Origin of the sequence: Neisseria sp. HMSC078H04 (genome assembly GCF_001838135.1) — a bacterium.
In the GTDB taxonomy this organism is placed as follows: domain Bacteria; phylum Pseudomonadota; class Gammaproteobacteria; order Burkholderiales; family Neisseriaceae; genus Neisseria.
Map to the genome: position 1 here is coordinate 437,461 of NZ_KV835825.1, position 18,179 is coordinate 455,639.

General features: G+C 50.6%; 16 protein-coding genes. 14 read left to right on the top strand and 2 right to left on the bottom strand.

The genetic code is table 11. From position 1 onward, the window contains the following. Positions 1–192: 192 nt before the first annotated feature. The gene (locus tag HMPREF2560_RS04050; RefSeq protein ID WP_070734840.1) at positions 193–1,488 is read left to right on the top strand and encodes a M23 family metallopeptidase; all 1,296 of its coding nucleotides are present in this window, start codon (positions 193–195) and stop codon (positions 1,486–1,488) included. A 92-nt stretch (positions 1,489–1,580) separates the two neighbouring features. Continuing rightward, positions 1,581–2,801, top strand: a complete 1,221-nt coding sequence (gene pncB / locus HMPREF2560_RS04055; protein ID WP_070734838.1) for a nicotinate phosphoribosyltransferase — start codon at positions 1,581–1,583, stop codon at positions 2,799–2,801. Between the two features lie 39 nt (positions 2,802–2,840). Here the strand turns inward: pncB and mtgA are convergent, their stop codons facing one another. Together mtgA and aroE are read right to left on the bottom strand one after the other, a co-directional pair. Then, entirely contained in the window at positions 2,841–3,542 is a 702-nt protein-coding gene (gene mtgA, locus HMPREF2560_RS04060) for a monofunctional biosynthetic peptidoglycan transglycosylase (protein WP_003684244.1), read from the bottom strand. Between the two features lie 2 nt (positions 3,543–3,544). Next, positions 3,545–4,354 carry a shikimate dehydrogenase gene (aroE, locus tag HMPREF2560_RS04065; RefSeq protein ID WP_070608561.1) on the bottom strand — a complete coding sequence of 270 codons (810 nt, stop codon included), beginning with the start codon at positions 4,352–4,354 and terminating at the stop codon, positions 3,545–3,547. 166 nt (positions 4,355–4,520) lie between these two features. Here aroE and HMPREF2560_RS10835 point away from each other — a divergent pair, with 166 nt between their 5' ends. The 12 genes from HMPREF2560_RS10835 to HMPREF2560_RS04120 form a co-directional block, all read left to right on the top strand. Beyond that, complete coding sequence (locus HMPREF2560_RS10835) at positions 4,521–4,907, top strand: surface-adhesin E family protein (protein WP_070541000.1); 387 nt, start codon at positions 4,521–4,523, stop codon at positions 4,905–4,907. Between the two features lie 239 nt (positions 4,908–5,146). After that, on the top strand, positions 5,147–6,565 hold the full coding sequence (gene glnA, locus HMPREF2560_RS04075) for a type I glutamate--ammonia ligase (protein WP_070873733.1): 1,419 nt from the start codon (positions 5,147–5,149) through the stop codon (positions 6,563–6,565). 376 nt (positions 6,566–6,941) lie between these two features. Beyond that, positions 6,942–7,592 carry a site-2 protease family protein gene (locus HMPREF2560_RS04080; RefSeq protein ID WP_070608564.1) on the top strand — a complete coding sequence of 217 codons (651 nt, stop codon included), beginning with the start codon at positions 6,942–6,944 and terminating at the stop codon, positions 7,590–7,592. A gap of 131 nt (positions 7,593–7,723) precedes the next feature. Next, a complete protein-coding gene (gene dusB / locus HMPREF2560_RS04085) occupies positions 7,724–8,728 on the top strand; it encodes a tRNA dihydrouridine synthase DusB (RefSeq protein WP_070608566.1) in 1,005 nt (334 codons plus the stop codon). Between the two features lie 69 nt (positions 8,729–8,797). After that, positions 8,798–9,037, top strand: coding sequence for a Fis family transcriptional regulator (locus tag HMPREF2560_RS04090; protein ID WP_063069359.1), 240 nt, complete (start codon positions 8,798–8,800; stop codon positions 9,035–9,037). A gap of 43 nt (positions 9,038–9,080) precedes the next feature. Next, positions 9,081–9,815 carry a glutamine amidotransferase-related protein gene (locus HMPREF2560_RS04095; protein WP_070608568.1) on the top strand — a complete coding sequence of 245 codons (735 nt, stop codon included), beginning with the start codon at positions 9,081–9,083 and terminating at the stop codon, positions 9,813–9,815. Positions 9,816–9,891: 76 nt separating this feature from the next. Beyond that, entirely contained in the window at positions 9,892–10,767 is an 876-nt protein-coding gene (locus tag HMPREF2560_RS04100; protein ID WP_049344471.1) for a DMT family transporter, read from the top strand. A gap of 65 nt (positions 10,768–10,832) precedes the next feature. Beyond that, entirely contained in the window at positions 10,833–11,651 is an 819-nt protein-coding gene (locus HMPREF2560_RS04105) for a hypothetical protein (protein WP_070608570.1), read from the top strand. 108 nt (positions 11,652–11,759) lie between these two features. Next, the gene (locus HMPREF2560_RS04110; RefSeq protein ID WP_070873738.1) at positions 11,760–12,929 is read left to right on the top strand and encodes a chloride channel protein; all 1,170 of its coding nucleotides are present in this window, start codon (positions 11,760–11,762) and stop codon (positions 12,927–12,929) included. A 162-nt stretch (positions 12,930–13,091) separates the two neighbouring features. Continuing rightward, positions 13,092–14,672: a bifunctional phosphoribosylaminoimidazolecarboxamide formyltransferase/IMP cyclohydrolase gene (gene purH / locus HMPREF2560_RS04115; protein WP_070873734.1), complete on the top strand. Its 1,581-nt coding sequence runs from the start codon at positions 13,092–13,094 to the stop codon at positions 14,670–14,672. Positions 14,673–14,873: 201 nt separating this feature from the next. Next, positions 14,874–15,002, top strand: coding sequence for a hypothetical protein (locus HMPREF2560_RS11400; RefSeq protein ID WP_256388401.1), 129 nt, complete (start codon positions 14,874–14,876; stop codon positions 15,000–15,002). A 765-nt stretch (positions 15,003–15,767) separates the two neighbouring features. Then, positions 15,768–18,179: ESPR-type extended signal peptide-containing protein (locus tag HMPREF2560_RS04120; protein ID WP_283132702.1), on the top strand; the 2,412-nt coding region annotated here is incomplete at its 3' end.

Genomic DNA, 18,179 nt, shown 5'->3' on the forward strand with positions numbered 1-18,179 from the left:
ATAGCCCTGATAATAACGTCAATCTCAAACACGACCTCATTCATTCCGAGTGAAAACCTGATTTTCAGATCGGAAAAAAGACTCAAAGTCCTTTATCCCCAAAACTGTTTAAACCAGCAGGCGGTCGCGGCAGGCCGGATGTGCCGGCATTCTGCAAACTTCAAAAACAGACCGCCCCATTAAGGATAACGCGTGATTAAAAACAAATATTCCACTCGATTCAAAGCAACCCTCTTAGCGTTTCTGCTGCCGGCTTCAGGCATCATGACCGCATACGCCATTACCGACCCTCAACCTGCACAAACCGATTTCAAAGTCGAGCGTATTTCCGAAGAGCTGCCTGCCGTTTATGTGGAAACCAATACCTATCAATCCAGCTATTGGGCGCAAGAAGCCGTCCAAGCCGGCGACTCTTTGGCAGACGTTTTGACGCGCATGGGTGTCAACCAAGAAGACATCAAGCAAATCATGGCGAAAAACAATGCCAACCTCGACATGAAAAACCTACGGACCAACCAATCCGTCAACATCCGCATCGATTCTTCAGGCCAAGTGACCGACGTTCAATTCTTTACCGATGAAGAATTGGAACGCAACTTGGTGGCTTTGGAAAAAGTCAAAGGCAAATGGCGCATCTCCAATGCCGAAATCGACATGAAAACCATGCCGACCCTGCGCTCCGTACAAATTCGCACTTCCGCTATCGGCGATATGCTCCGTGCCGAAATTCCTTCCGAAGTGTATATCCAGCTCAAAGAAATCTTTGCCGACTCGTTCAATATGAGCGATTTGGGCGAAGGCGATACCGTGCGTCTTTTGTACAACAGCATGTATTTCCGCGGCCAGCAAATGGCGGTCGGCGATATTTTGGCGGCTGAAGTGGTTAAAGACGGCAAAACCTACCAAGCCTATTATTACAGCCAAGGCAAAGGCGACGAAGAAAGCGGTAGCTACTACGACCAAAACGGTAAGTCCCTGCAACAAAAAGAAGGCTTTAATACCGAGCCTGTTGCATATACGCGCATTTCCTCCCCGTTCGGCTACCGTGTCCACCCGGTTCTGCATACCGTCCGTATGCACACCGGTATCGACTATGCCGCGCCGACCGGTACGCCGATTAAGGCCGCTGCCGACGGTGAAGTGATTTTTAAAGGTTGGAAAGGCGGCTACGGTAATACCGTGATGATTCGCCATGCCAACGGTGTGGAAACCCTGTACGGCCACATGAGCGCGTTCAGCCCTGCCGATGGCAGAGTCCGCGCCGGCGAAGTGATTGGTTTTGTCGGTACAACCGGCCGTTCTACCGGTCCGCACCTGCACTACGAAGCACGCGTCAACGGCCAGCCGGTTAACCCGACTACCGTTGCCCTGCCGACGCCGAAATTGACTCCGACCAATATGGCCGCGTTCCGCAAACAGCAAAAAGATGCCAGCACGATGTTGTCTACCATCCGCTCTTTGCCGGTTTCCGTAGCGCAGCTGGATTAATAAGATAAAGGCCGTCTGAATAAGGTTTCTTTCAGACGGCCTTTTCCATTAAAATCGATACCTCAACGCCCACGTTTACTCAGAGAAAGCTTATGTCTGCTCATCAGCCCATTATCCAATCCCTGCTTGATACCGACCTGTACAAATTCACCATGCTGCAAGTCGTGTTGCACCAATTCCCGCAAACCCACAGCCTCTACGAATTCCGCTGCCGCAACAAAGAGATGGTGTATCCGCTGGCCGATATTCAAGAAGACTTGGAACGCGAACTCGATGCCCTGTGTCAGCTGCGCTTTACCCATGACGAACTCGACTATCTGCGCAGCCTGCGCTTTATCAAAAGTGACTTTGTCGATTATCTCGAACTTTTCCAACTCCAACGCCGCTTCGTCCAAGTCAGCCCTGACGATCAAGGCCGTCTGAACATCCGCATCGAAGGCCCGATGATACAGGCGATGTTCTTCGAGATTTTCATTCTTGCCATCGTCAACGAACTCTATTTCCGCCGCTTGGAAACGCCTGCCGTCATCGAAGAAGGCGAGCGCCGTTTGCAGGCCAAAGCGCAACAGCTGAAGGAAATCGCGGCCACTCAAAATCCGAATGATCCGCCGTTCCTTATTTCCGATTTCGGCACACGCCGCCGCTACACCCTTGCATGGCAGGAACACGTTATCCGCACCTTGCTGGAAGCTGCTCCCGACATCGTGCGCGGTACCAGCAACGTTTATCTGGCCAAAAAACTCGGTATCACACCCATCGGCACCATGGCGCACGAGTTCCTCCAAGCCTTCCAGGCCTTGGACGTACGTTTGCGCAATTTCCAAAAAGCCGCGCTGGAACGCTGGGTGCATGAATACCGCGGCGACCTCGGCATCGCTCTGACCGACGTGGTCGGCATGGATGCCTTCTTGCGTGATTTCGACCTGTACTTCGCCAAACTCTTCGACGGCCTGCGCCACGACAGCGGCGATCCTTATGTTTGGGGCGACAAAGCCTACGAGCATTACAAAAAACTCAAAATCGACAGCCGCACTAAAATGCTGACCTTTTCAGACGGCCTCGATATTGAGCGTTCATGGGCGTTGCACCAATACTTCAAAGACCGTTTCAAAACCAGTTTCGGTATCGGTACCAATCTGACCAACGACTTGGGACACACGCCTTTGAACATTGTCTTGAAGCTCGTCGAGTGTAACGGCCAATCCGTCGCCAAGCTCTCCGACTCCCCGGGCAAAACCATGACCACTAACAACACCTTCCTCGCTTACCTGCGCCAAGTGTTTGACGTACCTGAGCCGGAAGAGAAAGCCTAAAAACAAAGGCCGTCTGAAATGTTCAGACGGCCTTTTTAATTAATCCATATCGCTTTCGGGCAATTCTGCCGAACCCATGCGGCGCAGGATGATATTGGTTTTGTTGTGCATCCGTTTGCTCTTAGGATGGTCTGCGTAAAACAGCGGAGCCGGAACGCGCGCCGTGAGTTTGGCGGCTTGTTGGCGGGTGAGGGCGGAGGCAGGTTTCTTGTAGAAATACTGGGATGCAGCTTCCGCGCCGAATACGCCGTAGTGCCATTCGATTGAGTTTAAATACAGCTCAAAAATGCGGTCTTTGTCGGTAACGGCTTCCATCATCGCCGTAATCGCCGCTTCTTCGCCTTTGCGGATGTAGCTGCGGCTTTCGTTAAGAAACAGGTTTTTTGCCAGTTGCTGGCTGATGGTCGAACCGCCGGCTTTGACTTCGCCGCTTTGCTTATTGCGTTTCATGGCGTATTTGATGCCGTTCCAGTCAAAGCCGCTGTGTTCGGCAAAGTTGGCGTCTTCGGAAGCAATCAGGGCTTTTTTGAGGTTGACGGAGATTTGGTCGTAAGGCACCCAGCGGTAATCCAGCTCGACATCGCGGCCTTCTTTTGCAAACTGGCTCATGCGCATGGACATGAAAGCGGTTTTGCTAGGTGCGACGGCGCGGTAGGTAATGATGTTGCCGTACACATAAGCGTTGAAGAAAATGAAGATGCCGATGGGCAGGGCAATCAGCCATTTGATGATGCGGAACATGGTTACAGGGCTTTCATGTATTCGATAACAGGGCGGATATCGGGCGTAAATCCGCGCCAAATATGGTAAGAGGCGGCAGCCTGACCGACCAGCATGCCCAGGCCGTCTGAAACTTCGGCCGCGCCGCTGCTTTGGGCAAAGTTCAAAAACGCCTGCGCCGCTTTGCCGTAAACCATATCGTAGGCAAGGCGGCAGCCGCGGAAAATTTCAGGGCTGACGGCAGGAAGCTGGCCGCTCAAGCCGCCGGACGTGCCGTTGATGATGATATCAAAACCGCCGTTCAAATCCGCCATCGGGACGGCTTCAATGCCGAAAAGCTGCGCTAATTCCTCGGCTTTGGCGTGGGTACGGTTGGCAATGACGATACGGGCAGGGCGGTGTTCTTTCAATACCGGAATCACGCCGCGCACAGCGCCGCCTGCGCCCAAAAGCAAAATGGTTTTGCCCTTGATGGCAATATTTTTAACCTGCGTGATGTCGTTGGCCAAACCGATACCGTCGGTATTGTCGCCACGTATTTTGCCGTCTTCCAACCACACCAGCGTATTGACCGCGCCGGCAGCCAAAGCGCGGTCGGAATGCTCGTCCGCCAGCGCAAAAGCTTCCTGCTTGAACGGGACAGTTACATTCGCACCTTGCCCGCCCTCGGCACGAAACGCCGCAACAGCCTCAGCAAAACCGCCAATTTCGGCACAAATGCGCCCATATTCGATGGCCGCGCCTTCTTGAAGTGCGAATTGCTGATGGATTTGCGGCGATTTACTGTGTGCAACAGGATTGCCGAAAACGGCGTAACGGGAGATAGTTGTCATGGTTGTATTCCAAAAATAGGACAGCTATTTTATAACGACGGAGGGAAGATGGGAACGCTGGAGGGTAAATGCGCTTTACAACGGCATGATATAATTTTTTGCTACCTGAAAAATCCATTTTTTATAATACAACTTTATTTTTTGATAAAAATTACAGAGGTTTGGCATGAAAAAGATGTTACTTTTAGCATTATTAACGGTGGGATTAGCAACTCAGGCTGTAGCGACAGATTGGGTAGGATTAAGCTTTAATGATGATGGTGTTACCTATGGCGATGTGGATAGCCGCACCCATAATCGGGCTTGGTTTGAGGATAGGTATAAGAAACCCCAAAAATATCTTAATAATAAGTTTATTATTCAAATGAAATCACTAAGAGAAATGGATTGCAGTAATAGGAGATATCGGATATTAACTTTTGCAGTGTATTCAAAATCAGCAAAGTTGGTTGACTCTTATACTCCTCCTTATGGAAGCAAATGGGAATATGTTTTTCCTGAAACATCTGGGGAGTATATGTACAACTTCGTCTGCAACCATGAGCCGCGATAACTGTTTTATCGGCACAGGATGAATGATTGGCTTTTCTATTTTAAGCCACTATAAACTCGGACAAAAGACGGTAATACAGATTAGATTTCGGTTTTCAAGAATACAGCAAGAGAAGGATTGTTGACAATCAAGTTGTCTGAAACTATATTCAACAGGTCAAAATTTTGGCGGGTAAGCGGTTTCAGACGGCCTTACCGTGGTAGAATAACAACTTAAACCCAATCCCTCAGGAGCTGAAGATGTCCATCAAAGACGCTGTAAAACTGATTGAAGAAAGCGAAGCCCGCTTCGTAGATTTGCGCTTTACCGATACCAAAGGCAAGCAGCACCACTTTACCATCCCCGCCCGCATCGTCCTCGACGATCCCGAAGAATGGTTCGAAAACGGTCAAGCGTTTGACGGCTCGTCCATCGGCGGTTGGAAAGGTATTCAGGCTTCCGATATGCAGTTGCGTCCCGATGCGTCTACAGCCTTCGTCGATCCTTTCTATGACGATACCACCGTTGTCTTTACCTGCGACGTTATCGATCCGGCCGACGGCCAAGGCTATGACCGCGATCCCCGTTCTATCGCACGCCGCGCCGAAGCTTACTTGAAATCTTCCGGTATCGGCGACACCGCCTATTTCGGCCCAGAGCCTGAATTCTTCGTCTTCGACGGCGTAGAATTTGAAACCGACATGCACAAAACCCGTTACGAAATCACTTCCGAAAGCGGCGCATGGTCAAGCGGCCTGCATTTGGACGGCCAAAACACTGGCCACCGCCCGACCGTTAAAGGCGGTTACGCACCTGTTGCGCCGATTGACTGCGGTCAAGACCTTCGTTCTGCCATGGTCAATGTTTTGGAAGAACTCGGCATCGAAGTAGAAGTGCATCACGCCGAAGTCGGTACCGGCAGCCAAATGGAAATCGGCACCCGCTTTGCCACTTTGGTTAAACGCGCCGACCAAACCCAAGACATGAAATACGTGATTCAAAACGTTGCCCACAACTTCGGCAAAACCGCTACATTCATGCCTAAACCGATTATGGGCGACAACGGCAGCGGTATGCACGTTCACCAATCCATCTGGAAAGACGGTCAAAACCTGTTCTCAGGCGACGGCTATGCCGGTTTGTCCGATACCGCCCTTTATTACATTGGCGGCATCATCAAACACGCCAAAGCCCTGAACGCGATTACCAATCCGTCCACCAACTCCTACAAACGCCTCGTGCCGCACTTTGAAGCACCGACCAAACTGGCATATTCTGCCAAAAACCGTTCCGCTTCCATCCGCATTCCGTCCGTGAACAGTAGCAAAGCACGCCGCATCGAAGCGCGTTTCCCTGACCCGACTGCCAACCCATACTTGGCGTTCGCCGCTTTGTTGATGGCCGGTTTAGACGGTATTCAAAACAAAACCCACCCGGGCGACCCTGCCGATAAAAACCTGTACGACCTGCCTCCGGAAGAAGATGCATTGGTGCCAACCGTTTGCGCTTCTTTGGAAGAAGCACTGGCCGCCCTCAAAGCCGACCACGAATTCCTTCTGCGCGGCGGCGTGTTCAGCAAAGACTGGATCGACAGCTACATCGCCTTCAAAGAGGAAGACGTACGCCGTATCCGCATGGCGCCGCATCCGCTGGAATTTGAAATGTATTACAGCCTGTAAAACAGCTGAAACATTTTAAATAGGAAATCAAAGGCCGTCTGAAACTGGATTTGAAGTTTCAGACGGCCTTTAGGCTTGAAATAAATGGGGGTGCTCGAATTGGGTATGATAGCGAGAAGCAATGAATCATGCTGTTTGAAAACCTTTATGGAATCGGTACTGCGTGTTAAATTTCAGCATGACAGGCCTTTTATTAAAGATATTCGCCATTATTTTATAGTGAACCAGTCTTCAAATTTAATCCGCAAGGTAAAGGCATTACTTGGCGAGAGCTGAAAGAGTCTTTCGATTCGGATAAGACAGAAGAAGATTAAAACCTCAGGCCGTCTGAAAGGATATTTTCTGTTTTCAGACGGCGTGTTTGATAAGGAAAAACATGTTTGCAAATTTTGATTTAGGCGTATTTCTGCTGGCAGTATTACCCGTGTTGTTGGCCATTACCGTGCGCGAAGTAGCACGCGGTTATACGGCGCGGTATTGGGGCGACCATACCGGCGAGCAGCTTGGACGTTTGACGCTCAATCCGCTGCCGCACATCGACCCTGTCGGTACGATTGTCGTGCCGTTGGTGTGTCTGATGATAGGCAGTTTTCTGTTTGGTTGGGCGCGTCCTATGCCCATCGATTCGCGTAATTTCCGTGATCCACGCCGCGCGTGGCGTTGGGTGTCGATTTCAGGCCCGATTGCCAATCTGATTTTGGCGTTCTTTTGGGGTTTTGTCGTCGTACTTGCTGCGTATGTGCCTGAGTCTTATCAAGCGCCCTTGGCGCAGATGGCCGGTTACGGCGTGATGGTGAACTCGATTTGGGTCGCATTCAGCCTGATTCCGATTTTGCCTTGGGACGGCGGTATTTTTATCGATACCTTCCTTAACGCCAAGCAGTCCATGCAGTTCCGTAAAATCGAGCCATACGGCACATGGATTATCCTGATCCTGTTGTTTACCGGCCTGCTGGCCAAACTGATTTGGCCGATTATTGCCATGATTCAGGCCGCAGTACAGATGGTTGTCATGCTGTTTATTTAAATGTTGTGGCTGAAAAGGCCGTCTGAAACTCAGTTTCAGACGGCCTTTTTCATTGTGCAACATGTAAATACAATTGGAAAAGTTGCTTAAAAATTGTACAATCTCAGCCCTTTCAATTTGGCGCAAACATCATGCACATCGGCGGCTATTTCATTGACAACCCCATCGCACTTGCCCCCATGGCAGGCATTACGGACAAACCGTTCCGCCGGATTTGCCGCGAGTTTGGCGCAGGGTGGGCGGTATGCGAAATGCTGACCAGCGATCCGAGCTTGCGCCATACCAAAAAAACCTTGCGCCGCAGCGATTTTGAAGGCGAGGGCGGAGTGGTGGCCGTGCAGATTGCCGGCAGCGATCCGCAGCAGATGGCGGAAGCCGCGCGGTATAACGTCGGCTTGGGCGCTCAGGTGATTGATATAAACATGGGCTGTCCGGCCAAAAAAGTCTGTAATGTGCAGGCAGGCAGCGCATTGATGCAAAACGAGCCTTTGGTTGCCGAAATCTTGGCAGCCGTTGTCAACGCGGTAGACGTACCCGTTACCCTCAAAACCCGTTTGGGCTGGCATGACGAACATCAAAATTTGCCGACCATTGCCAAAATCGCCGAAGAATCAGGCATCGCAGCCCTTGCCATCCACGGCCGCACCCGTACGCAGATGTACAAAGGCGAAGCGCGTTACGAACTGATTGCCGAAACCAAAGGCCGTCTGAACATTCCCGTTTGGGTCAACGGCGATATTACTTCGCCGCAAAAAGCCGCCGCCGTCCTCAAGCAAACTGCTGCCGACGGCATCATGATAGGGCGCGGCGCACAAGGCAGGCCGTGGCTCTTCCGCGATTTGAAACATTACGCCGAACACGGCGTTTTGCCGCCGGCCTTAAGCTTGGCAGAATGCAACGCCACCATTTTGAACCACATCCGCGCTATGCATGAATTTTATGGCGAAGTGGCCGGCGTACGCATCGCCCGCAAACACATCGGCTGGTACATCGACGAAATGCCCGACGGCGAACAGATACGCCGAGAAATCAACCGCTTGGACAGCGCCTCAGCACAATACGACACCCTTGCCGCCTATCTTGAGACGCTTTTAGAAAAAATCGACCGTTGGGTATGCCACTATCGGGAAGGCTAAAGGGTTTCAGACGGCCTCATCATTTAAAAATAAATCCATTTAAAAACAAATCCAAAGAAAGACATGACGATGAATCAAACGACGACTGACATTGCGCAATGTATTGAACAAAACTTACGACAATACTTCAAAGACTTGGATGGTACGGAACCTTGCGGCGTGTACGATATGGTGTTGCACCAAGTTGAAAAACCAATGCTGATTTGCGTGATGGAACAATGCGGCGGCAACCAATCTAAAGCGGCCGTTATTTTGGGTTTGAACCGCAATACCCTGCGTAAAAAATTACAACAGCACGGTATGCTGTAATACGGCAGGGCAATCCGTCCTGACGGTCGAAGGAGAAATAACAATGCAAAATCCGAATAAATTAAATATCCATTTCATCTTGCACGAGGCATTTGAAGTGCCGGGAGCATATTTGAAATGGGCGCAATGGCGCGGACATAACATCAGTGCAACCAAAGTGTACGAATGTGAAGCCCTGCCTGACAATGTGGACGATATAGATTTTTTGATTGTGATGGGTGGGCCGCAATCGCCTGATGAAGACAGGCAGGCATTCCCGTATTACGACCCCGAATCCGAGCTGCGCCTGATGCGTCAGGCGATGGCGGCGGATAAATATATTGTCGGCGTGTGTTTGGGTGCGCAGCTTTTATCCGTTGCCTACGGCGCGCGCCACACACGCAGCCCTGAGCGTGAAATCGGCATTTATCCGATTGAGCTGACGGCGGAAGGTTTGGCGGATGCCCATGTTTCCCTGTTGGGCAAAACCCTGAATACCGGCCATTGGCACGGCGATATGCCCGGTTTGACGGATGAGGCGGTTGTGTTGGCAACCAGTAAAGGTTGTCCGCGCCAGATTATCCGTTTTGCGCCCAAACATTATGCCTTCCAGGCCCATTTGGAGTTTGACCGTGAAGCCGTTGGGCTGCTGATTGCAGCGGACGGACGCGACAATGTGGCCGAACAAAGCCAAGCCCAAACTTATGTCCAGCATCCGGATAAAATCGAAGCGGCGGATTTCAGTGAAATGAATGCCAAACTCTTCGACTTTTTGGATTCGCTGACGCAGACAAAATAAAAAAGGCTAACCCTACAGGCCGTCTGAATAATAAATATAGAGAAGAAACGATTAACCCTTTTTAAAAGGTCGGACCATGTTCTATCAAATACTTGCCCTGCTGATTTGGGGCAGCTCGTTTATCGCTGCCAAGTATTCTTACGAGATGATCGACCCTGCGCTGATGGTTGAGGCACGGTTGTTGATTGCCGCGTTGATGGTACTGCCGTCGTGCCGCCGTCATTTGGGAAGGATTCCGCGGAGCGAGTGGAAGCCGTTGTTGTGGATTTCCTTTGTCAACTACGTTGTCGTTTTAATGCTCCAGTTTATCGGTTTGAAATACACGTCTGCCGCCAGCGCGGTTACCATGGTAGGGTTGGAGCCTTTGCTGGTGGTTTTTGTCGGTCATTTCTTTTTCAACGACAAAGCGAAAATTTACCACTGGATTTGCGGGGCGGCGGCGTTTGCCGGCGTGGGCATGATGGTAATGGGCGGTGCAGAAGAAGGCGGTACGATTGATTGGTTCGGCTGTTTGCTGATTTTGCTTGCGGGATTGGGTTTTGCAGGCGTGATACGACCGAGCCAGCAGATGATTGCCCGCATCGGTGCGCCTGCATTTACCGCGGCTTCCATGGCTGTGGCGGCGGTGTTGTGTCTGCCGTTTTCGCTGGTGTTGGCAGACAGTTATCAAATCAACTGGTCATGGGGCGGTACGCTGTCGATTTTGTATATGGGGATCGGTTGCAGTTGGCTTGCCTATCTGTTGTGGAACAAAGGCATGAACAAAGTCCCAGCCAACGTCTCCGGCCTGCTGATTTCGCTTGAGCCTGTCATTGGCGTTATCATGGCGGTGCTAATTTTGGGCGAACATTTAAGTGCTATGTCTGCGATGGGCATTACCGTTGTTATTGCGTCCACTTTTGTCGCCGGTATGTTGGCGCGTGTCAGCAACAAACACAAAAAGGCCGTCTGAAAACGGTTTCAGACGGCCTGAAGTAAGCAGTATCTTTTTTCAATAAACATTTTGGGAAAATTTCTATGAAACGTATTATCTCCCTGCTTTTGCTTGCCTGCCCCGTTTTGGCGTCGGCAGCACCCGATAACGACAAAGCCGCCGTACAGGCCGTCATTGCCAAGTATTACAACCGACCGCTTGCCGCGCACAAATGCCAGCTTACCGAGCCGCCGAAAGACAGTGAGACAGCATCTGACAATATTATGTATTGCATGAAACCCGTTGCCGACCATACCGTAACGCGCAACGGCAAAGCCGCGCGCTATGTGTTGTACACAGGTTTTGCCTACGATATGGAACAAAAAGTAAAACAGGACGCCCATGCTTCTTCGGGTCTGGCAGAATTGTTTGTTTTGGAGAAAGCAGACGGCAAGTGGGCAATCAAACAGCACGGAAAAGATAAAATCGGCGCATGGGGCGAGCCGCCGGAGAATAAGGCGTGGAAGTTTGTTCAGGTAGGCGCGCAAAACTGGGGCTACACTGTCGAGTCAAGTTATACAGGCCAAGGCGACACGACGACTTCGCAAAACTTCCTGTTTACCGATGATAGCAACCGAATCCGCAACAGCGTCATGATCAGCGGTAACGATAACGGCGCATATTACGGCAATTGCGATGAATATAAAGGGCGCGAAAAACGCCTCTGCGAAGACACGTTTGTCAGCCTAGAAGCCAAAATTGCTTTTGACAAAAGCCGTCCTGCCGTATCCGGCGTATGGGCGCTGACTGCAAAACTCAGCGGCGTATCAAGAAAGAAAAATTATAAAAATCAGAAATATATTTTCCCTTATAACGGCCAAACCCACGTCGCCCCCAAAAACTACCCCTTGGGCGGACAATAGTTCCCTTAAAAAACGCTTTGATCAAACCATTACTACCTCAAGTCAAATCCCGTGAAAGACACTCATAAAATCTGGGCCGCCCTCATCATTACCGGCATTATCGGCGGCATGGTCGGCATTGTATTAACCGAAATCATGCACACAATTCAACATCTTGCCTATGGTTACGGTTCAGACGGCCTATACGTTTCTTTCCGCGAGGGCGTATCGCAGGCAAGTCCTGCGCGGCGTATCGGCGTAATGGCCTTTTGCGGCGTGGTGGTTGGTTTGGGGTGGTGGTTGCTCAAACGCTACGGCAGGCCGCAACCGAGTATTAAAGCCGTGGTTAAAAATCCGCTCGCCGGTTTTCCGTTTTTTGAAACCGTCAGCCATGCTCTGTTGCAAATCATTACCGTCGGGCTTGGCTCGCCGCTCGGCCGCGAAGTTGCACCACGCGAAATGACCGCCGCCTTTGCTTCAGTAGGCGTCAACCGTTTCGGGTTGAGCGAAGACGACGCAAGGCTGGTCATTGCTTGCGCCTCGGGTGCAGGTTTGGCGGCCGTGTATAACGTGCCGCTCGCCTCCACACTTTTCATCCTCGAAGCCATGCTTGGCTTATGGACGCAGCAAGCCGTCGCCGCCGCATTGCTGACTTCCGTCATCGCCACTGCCGTCGCGCGCATCGGCTTGGGAGACGTGCAGCAATATCATCCGACCAACCTTTCCATCAACACCTCATTACTTTGGTTTTCTGCCATCATCGGCCCGATACTGGGCGCAACCGCCGTCTTTTTCCAGCGTACAGCCCAAAAGTTCCCCTTCATCAAGCGCGACAACATCAAAATCATTCCCTTGGCCGTCTGTATGTTTGCACTCATTGGCGCGATTTCCGTTTGGTTTCCCGAAATTTTGGGCAATGGCAAAGCAGGCAACCAACTGACCTTTGGCGGATTGACCGACTGGCAACACAGCCTTGAGCTGACCGCCGTCAAATGGCTGGTCGTCTTGATGGCGCTGGCGGCAGGCGCATACGGCGGCCTGATTACCCCGTCCATGATGCTCGGCAGTACTATTGCCTTTGCAGCTGCCGCCGCGTGGAACAGCGTTTCCCCAGAAATGTCGTCCGAAAGCGCAGCCGTTGTCGGCGCCGCCGTTTTCCTCGGCGTTTCCCTCAAAATGCCCCTGACAGCCATAGCCTTTATTTTGGAGCTAACCTACGCCCCCGTTGCCTTACTCATGCCCTTATGCGCAGGCATGGCAGGCGCAGTATGCGTAGCGAAGAAAATGGGATTTAAATAGGCAAAAACATCAGGCCGTCTGAAACCAAGTTTCAGACGGCCTTTTACAATAAAATTGTTAACAATATTTGCAAAAACCTACTGCCAAAAAGGCGAAAATAGCGGATAATACCGCCCTGAAAATTCATCCCATATCGATTAAACCTTCAACAAAGGAAATCCCATGTCTTCCATCAAACGCGCCCTGATCAGCCTATCCGAAAAGACAGGCGCAGTCGAATTTGCCCAAACCCTGACTAAGCTCGGTGTTGAAATCCTCTCTACCGGCGGTACAGCAAAGCTCTTGGCTGATGCAGGCGTTCCCGTTATCGAAGTTGCCGACTATACCGGTTTTCCCGAAATGCTTGACGGCCGCGTGAAAACCCTGCATCCAAAAATCCACGGCGGCATCCTCGGCCGTCGCGATTTGGACGAACACGTCGCTAAGATGGAAGAGCACGGCATCGGCAATATCGATTTAGTGTGCGTCAATCTTTATCCCTTCGCCGCCACCATCGCCAAGCCAAACTGCACACTGGAAGACGCGATTGAAAACATCGACATCGGCGGCCCGACCATGGTGCGCTCTGCCGCGAAAAACTGGAAACACGTCGCCATCGTTACCGATACCGCCGATTTCCCGGCCATCGCCGCCGAACTCGAAGCCAACAACGGCGCATTGAGCGACAAAACCCGTTTCAACCTCTCACGCAAAGCATTCAGCCATACCGCCCAATACGACGGCATGATTTCCAACTACCTGACCTCGCTTTCAGACGACGTCTTGAGCGGACAGCCCCAAATCGGCGAATTCCCAAGCCAGTTCAACCAAAGCTGGATTAAAGTGCAAGACATGCGCTACGGCGAAAATCCGCACCAACGCGCCGCATTCTACCGCGATATTTATCCCGCCGCAGGCAGCCTTTCCGCCTACAAACAGCTGCAAGGCAAAGAATTGTCCTACAACAACATCGCCGATGCCGATGCCGCATGGGAAGCCGTCAAATCCTTTGACGCGCCGGCCTGTGTGATCGTGAAACACGCCAATCCGTGCGGCGTAGCCATCGCCTCCAATACCTTGGATGCCTACAAACTCGCCTACGCTACCGACACCACCAGCGCATTCGGCGGCATCATCGCCTTCAACCGCGAAGTGGACGGCAAAACCGTCAAACAAATTACCGACAACCAATTTATGGAAGTCCTCATGGCGCCGAAGTTTACCGCCGAAGCCCTCGAAATCGCCGCCGCCAAGAAAAACGTGCGCGTATTGGAAGTACCGCTTGAGGCAGGTGCCAACCGCTTTGAACTCAAACGCGTCGGCGGCGGACTATTGGTACAAACCCCCGACATCCACCGCCTCAGCCGTGCCGATTTGAAAGTTGTCTCCAAGCGCCAACCGACCGAGCAAGAATGGAACGACCTGATGTTTGTATGGAACGTCGCAAAATACGTCAAATCCAACGCCATTGTCTTCGGCAAAGGCGGTCAAACCTACGGCATCGGCGCAGGCCAAATGAGCCGCGTGGACAGCACCCGCATCGCCGCCCGCAAAGCGCAAGATGCCAATCTCGACCTCAACGGCGCATGTGCCGCTTCCGATGCCTTCTTCCCATTCCGCGACGGCGTAGATGTCATTGCCGAGCAGGGCATCAAAGCCATCATTCATCCGGCAGGCTCCATGCGCGACCAAGAAGTCTTTGACGCAGCGGACGAACACGGTATCGCCATGGTCGTAACCGGCATCCGCCATTTCCGCCACTAATAAGCTGATATAAAATAAAGGCCGTCTGAAAACAAAGTTTCAATATCATGAAACCCGTTTTCAGACGGCCTTTTTCAATCATCAAACAATTTAGTGGTCTAACTGTAAATCAAGACAAAGCAACCAAGCCCTAGCCCGTCCGATTCATGCAGCAACACAACGCCGCCCAAGTCTCAAACCAACCCACTCAGAGAAAGAACCATGAAACACATCCTCCTCATCCTTACCCTCGCCACACTCACCGCCTGCGCCTCCAGCCATACCGGCGGCTACGGCTATGCCGGCAATAACGGCGCTTCCGCAGGCGTGACCCAGACATTCCGTTGGTAAGGCCGTCTGAAAAACAACACAGTTTTCTACAATAGAAAACAAACAAATCCCAAACGTAAAGGCAAGTTTTACACTTGCCTTTTTAACGCTGTCCATCGGCTTAATAGCGCATAAATTCGTATCATTTGTTCACTATTTATATGTTAGGAAACGTCAAAGGCCGTCTGAAACAGGCGATACAAACCCGTTACACGTTTCAAGCCGATCTTCAATACAAATTTCATTAATTCTCTAAATAAAAGCCCATATTTAAATCTATCACTAAAGAAACTATTCAAATCATATATTATTTAGCAATCATTATTGTTTGAGAATAAAAAAGTAAAATCAAATAGCTAGAAAAACCGTTTAAAAAAAGCAACAAGTAAATTTAACGGGCATGACCGTTGAGGCCGAAAAAGTAACACTTTATCGGAAGAGTTGATTTACGAAACCAAACGCATATAAAATTTGGACAAGGATTCCGAATGCATTGATAGAAGCTGACAAAAAGTGACTTGTTAAGAAACAAGCTGACAAAAAACGGCACATCGTTTCCCAAACTTCACAAGCTTCCCAAAATGTATCAGCATAAAATCCCATAAAACAGGCTTTTAGCTGCTATTCGGCCGAGTGGAGACTTTTGGCACGGGAATTGCATACAGGAGATTACGGCATGAAACCGCATAAAGGGGAGACTCTGAAATGCGGCAAATGTGTGGACAGGCGGTTTACAGCCGAGCAACACGTCCCAAAAGAAATCAAACCCCTTACAGGAAAATCGATATGAATAAAGTCTTTAAAGTCATTTGGAACCACGCGACCCAGACATGGACCGCGGTTTCCGAAATCAGCCATGCACACGGCAAAAAATCCGCTTCTGACAAGCGTAAAGCCGTAGCTGCTGCAGTTGCGGCGGCAGGTGCTTTGATGGCTTCTAGTGCTGCTCAAGCAGGTGTGGATTTGGGTGGTAGTGCAGTAAACATTACTCCAAATGGTACTTACAACGGTTCTAACAGAAACGTTGGTGTGAACTCTGTTGTAGTGGGTTATCAAAATACTGCCAGCAGTCAAGATGGCACTATCGCTTACGGTGCTAACAATACTGCGACCGCAAACGCAGCATTGGCTGTGGGTAATAACAATATCGCAACCGGCGGTGCATCGACTGCAATGGGTGTAAGCTCTGTTGCAAGTGGTGAAGCTTCTGTTGCAATCGGTAACGTAGCCCAAGCAACGCAAATTCGTGCGACTGCAGTAGGTAACCGTGCGACTGCTACTCAAGACTCCGCAAGTGCATACGGTAACCGTGCAAATGCATCAGCGCAATTTGCAACCGCTGTCGGTGATAATTCTCATGCAAGTGCTGCGGCTGTTGCAGTGGGTACTCACGCAAATGCTTCACATCAAGATTCTATCGCGATTGGTAATAATGCTTCGGGTGCTTGGACAAATGCGATTGCTGTCGGTAAAGATAGCGTAGCAAAACAAGACCACGCGATTGCAGCAGGTACTAGCGCAAATGCGTCAGGTATTCAAGCTGTCGGCGTTGGTTCGTATACAAAAGCAGAAGGTAATCTGACAGTTGCGGTTGGTCCATATGCACAAGCCAATAAAGAAGCTGCAATTGCCGTAGGTTCTAACGCTACTGCTGCTGAGTCTAATGCTATTGCTGTGGGTCAAACTGCTACTGCGGCTAATAATAACTCCATTGCTGTCGGTACTAAAACAGTTTCTAGAGGTGATAACGCAATTGGTATCGGTGCTTATGCTGAATCAACTGCTGCACGTGGTACCGCTATCGGCGTATTGTCTCAAGCGAATGGTGAAGGCTCATTTGCCGGTGGTGCATCTGCTCAAGCAACAGGTGAAAATTCTGTAGCTATTGGCGGTGCGAAAGATGGTACTCTGGGTAATAAAGCAGGTTCTGCTGCTAAAGCAATCGGTAACAACTCTATCGCTTTGGGTACTCAATCTAAAGCTGCTGGCAATAACTCTATCGCTCAAGGTAACGGTGCAACTGCTAAGCAAGCTGCTGACGTTGCCGTAGGTCATGCTGCTACAGCTGACGGTACTTCTACTGGCGCTGATGGCGACGGCGTAGTAAATAATGCCGGTTCGGCAATGGCAATCGGTACAGAAGCTCAAGCAACCGGTATCGTAGCAACAGCCATCGGTGAGCGCTCTAAAGCTCTGGCAAACGGCGCGGTAGCATTGGGTGGCGACGCTCAAGCCAAACAAGGTTCTGACGTAGCAATCGGTCGTGGTTCCGTAGCTGATGGTACTTCTGCTGCAGCATTCGGTCCTGCTGCTACAGCAACTGGTAAATACTCAGTAGCTTTGGGCGTACAAAGTAACGCTGCTTCTAAACAAGCAATTGCATTGGGCCGTGGTGCTCAAGCTAATGGCGGTGAATATGCAACTGCTCTGGGTAACGGTGCTCAAGCAACAGCTAAAAACACTCTGGCTTTGGGTACTGAAGCTAAATCTACTATCGAAAACAGCGTAGCTCTGGGTAACGGTTCTACAACCAGCAACTTCGTACCTACTAACACTGCTACTGTTGGCAGCTACACTTACAGCGGCTTCGCAGGTGCAACCAGCGGTTTGGGCAATGGCGCAGTATTGTCTGTAGGTTCTGCAGGTAAAGAACGTCAAATTCAAAACGTTGCCGCAGGCCGTATCTCTGCAACTTCTACCGATGCAATCAACGGCTCTCAATTGTTTGCCGTAGCAAACCGCATCGAAAATCTGAATCCGTTTGTATTCTCAGGCCACAATGAGAGCGGTAGCTCACCAGCTGCAGGTACATACACATACGATCCTAAATCAAATGCCAGTAACACCCTGAAACTGATCGCTGGTGAAGGTCTGAAAATGACTTCAAACGGCACTAACGAATACACCCTGAGCGTAGTAGGTGGTGGTGCTAAAGGCGAAAAAGGTGATGCTGGTCCTGCTGGCCCTAAAGGCGAAAAAGGCGATACTGGTCCTGCTGGCCCTAAAGGCGATACCGGCGAAAAAGGTGATAGCGCTCGCGGCTTAGCTGTTGGAGTTGAAGATAATAACGAAAACGGTACTCACACTATTACTATTACTAATTTAGATGATGGCTCAGTGACTACTACCATCGTTAAAGACGGTAAAAATGGTAAAGACGGTGCTACCGGCGCTAAAGGCGAAAAAGGTGACAAAGGT

Bases quoted from the DNA above. Each gene is read 5' to 3' on its own strand.
- pncB (WP_070734838.1), top strand. From the start codon at position 1,581: ATGTCTGCTCATCAGCCCATTATCCAATCCCTGCTTGATACCGACCTG.
- mtgA (WP_003684244.1), bottom strand. From the start codon at position 3,542: ATGTTCCGCATCATCAAATGGCTGATTGCCCTGCCCATCGGCATCTTC.
- aroE (WP_070608561.1), bottom strand. From the start codon at position 4,354: ATGACAACTATCTCCCGTTACGCCGTTTTCGGCAATCCTGTTGCACAC.
- HMPREF2560_RS10835 (WP_070541000.1), top strand. From the start codon at position 4,521: ATGAAAAAGATGTTACTTTTAGCATTATTAACGGTGGGATTAGCAACT.
- glnA (WP_070873733.1), top strand. From the start codon at position 5,147: ATGTCCATCAAAGACGCTGTAAAACTGATTGAAGAAAGCGAAGCCCGC.
- HMPREF2560_RS04080 (WP_070608564.1), top strand. From the start codon at position 6,942: ATGTTTGCAAATTTTGATTTAGGCGTATTTCTGCTGGCAGTATTACCC.
- dusB (WP_070608566.1), top strand. From the start codon at position 7,724: ATGCACATCGGCGGCTATTTCATTGACAACCCCATCGCACTTGCCCCC.
- HMPREF2560_RS04090 (WP_063069359.1), top strand. From the start codon at position 8,798: ATGAATCAAACGACGACTGACATTGCGCAATGTATTGAACAAAACTTA.
- HMPREF2560_RS04095 (WP_070608568.1), top strand. From the start codon at position 9,081: ATGCAAAATCCGAATAAATTAAATATCCATTTCATCTTGCACGAGGCA.
- HMPREF2560_RS04100 (WP_049344471.1), top strand. From the start codon at position 9,892: ATGTTCTATCAAATACTTGCCCTGCTGATTTGGGGCAGCTCGTTTATC.
- HMPREF2560_RS04105 (WP_070608570.1), top strand. From the start codon at position 10,833: ATGAAACGTATTATCTCCCTGCTTTTGCTTGCCTGCCCCGTTTTGGCG.
- HMPREF2560_RS04110 (WP_070873738.1), top strand. From the start codon at position 11,760: ATGGTCGGCATTGTATTAACCGAAATCATGCACACAATTCAACATCTT.
- purH (WP_070873734.1), top strand. From the start codon at position 13,092: ATGTCTTCCATCAAACGCGCCCTGATCAGCCTATCCGAAAAGACAGGC.
- HMPREF2560_RS11400 (WP_256388401.1), top strand. From the start codon at position 14,874: ATGAAACACATCCTCCTCATCCTTACCCTCGCCACACTCACCGCCTGC.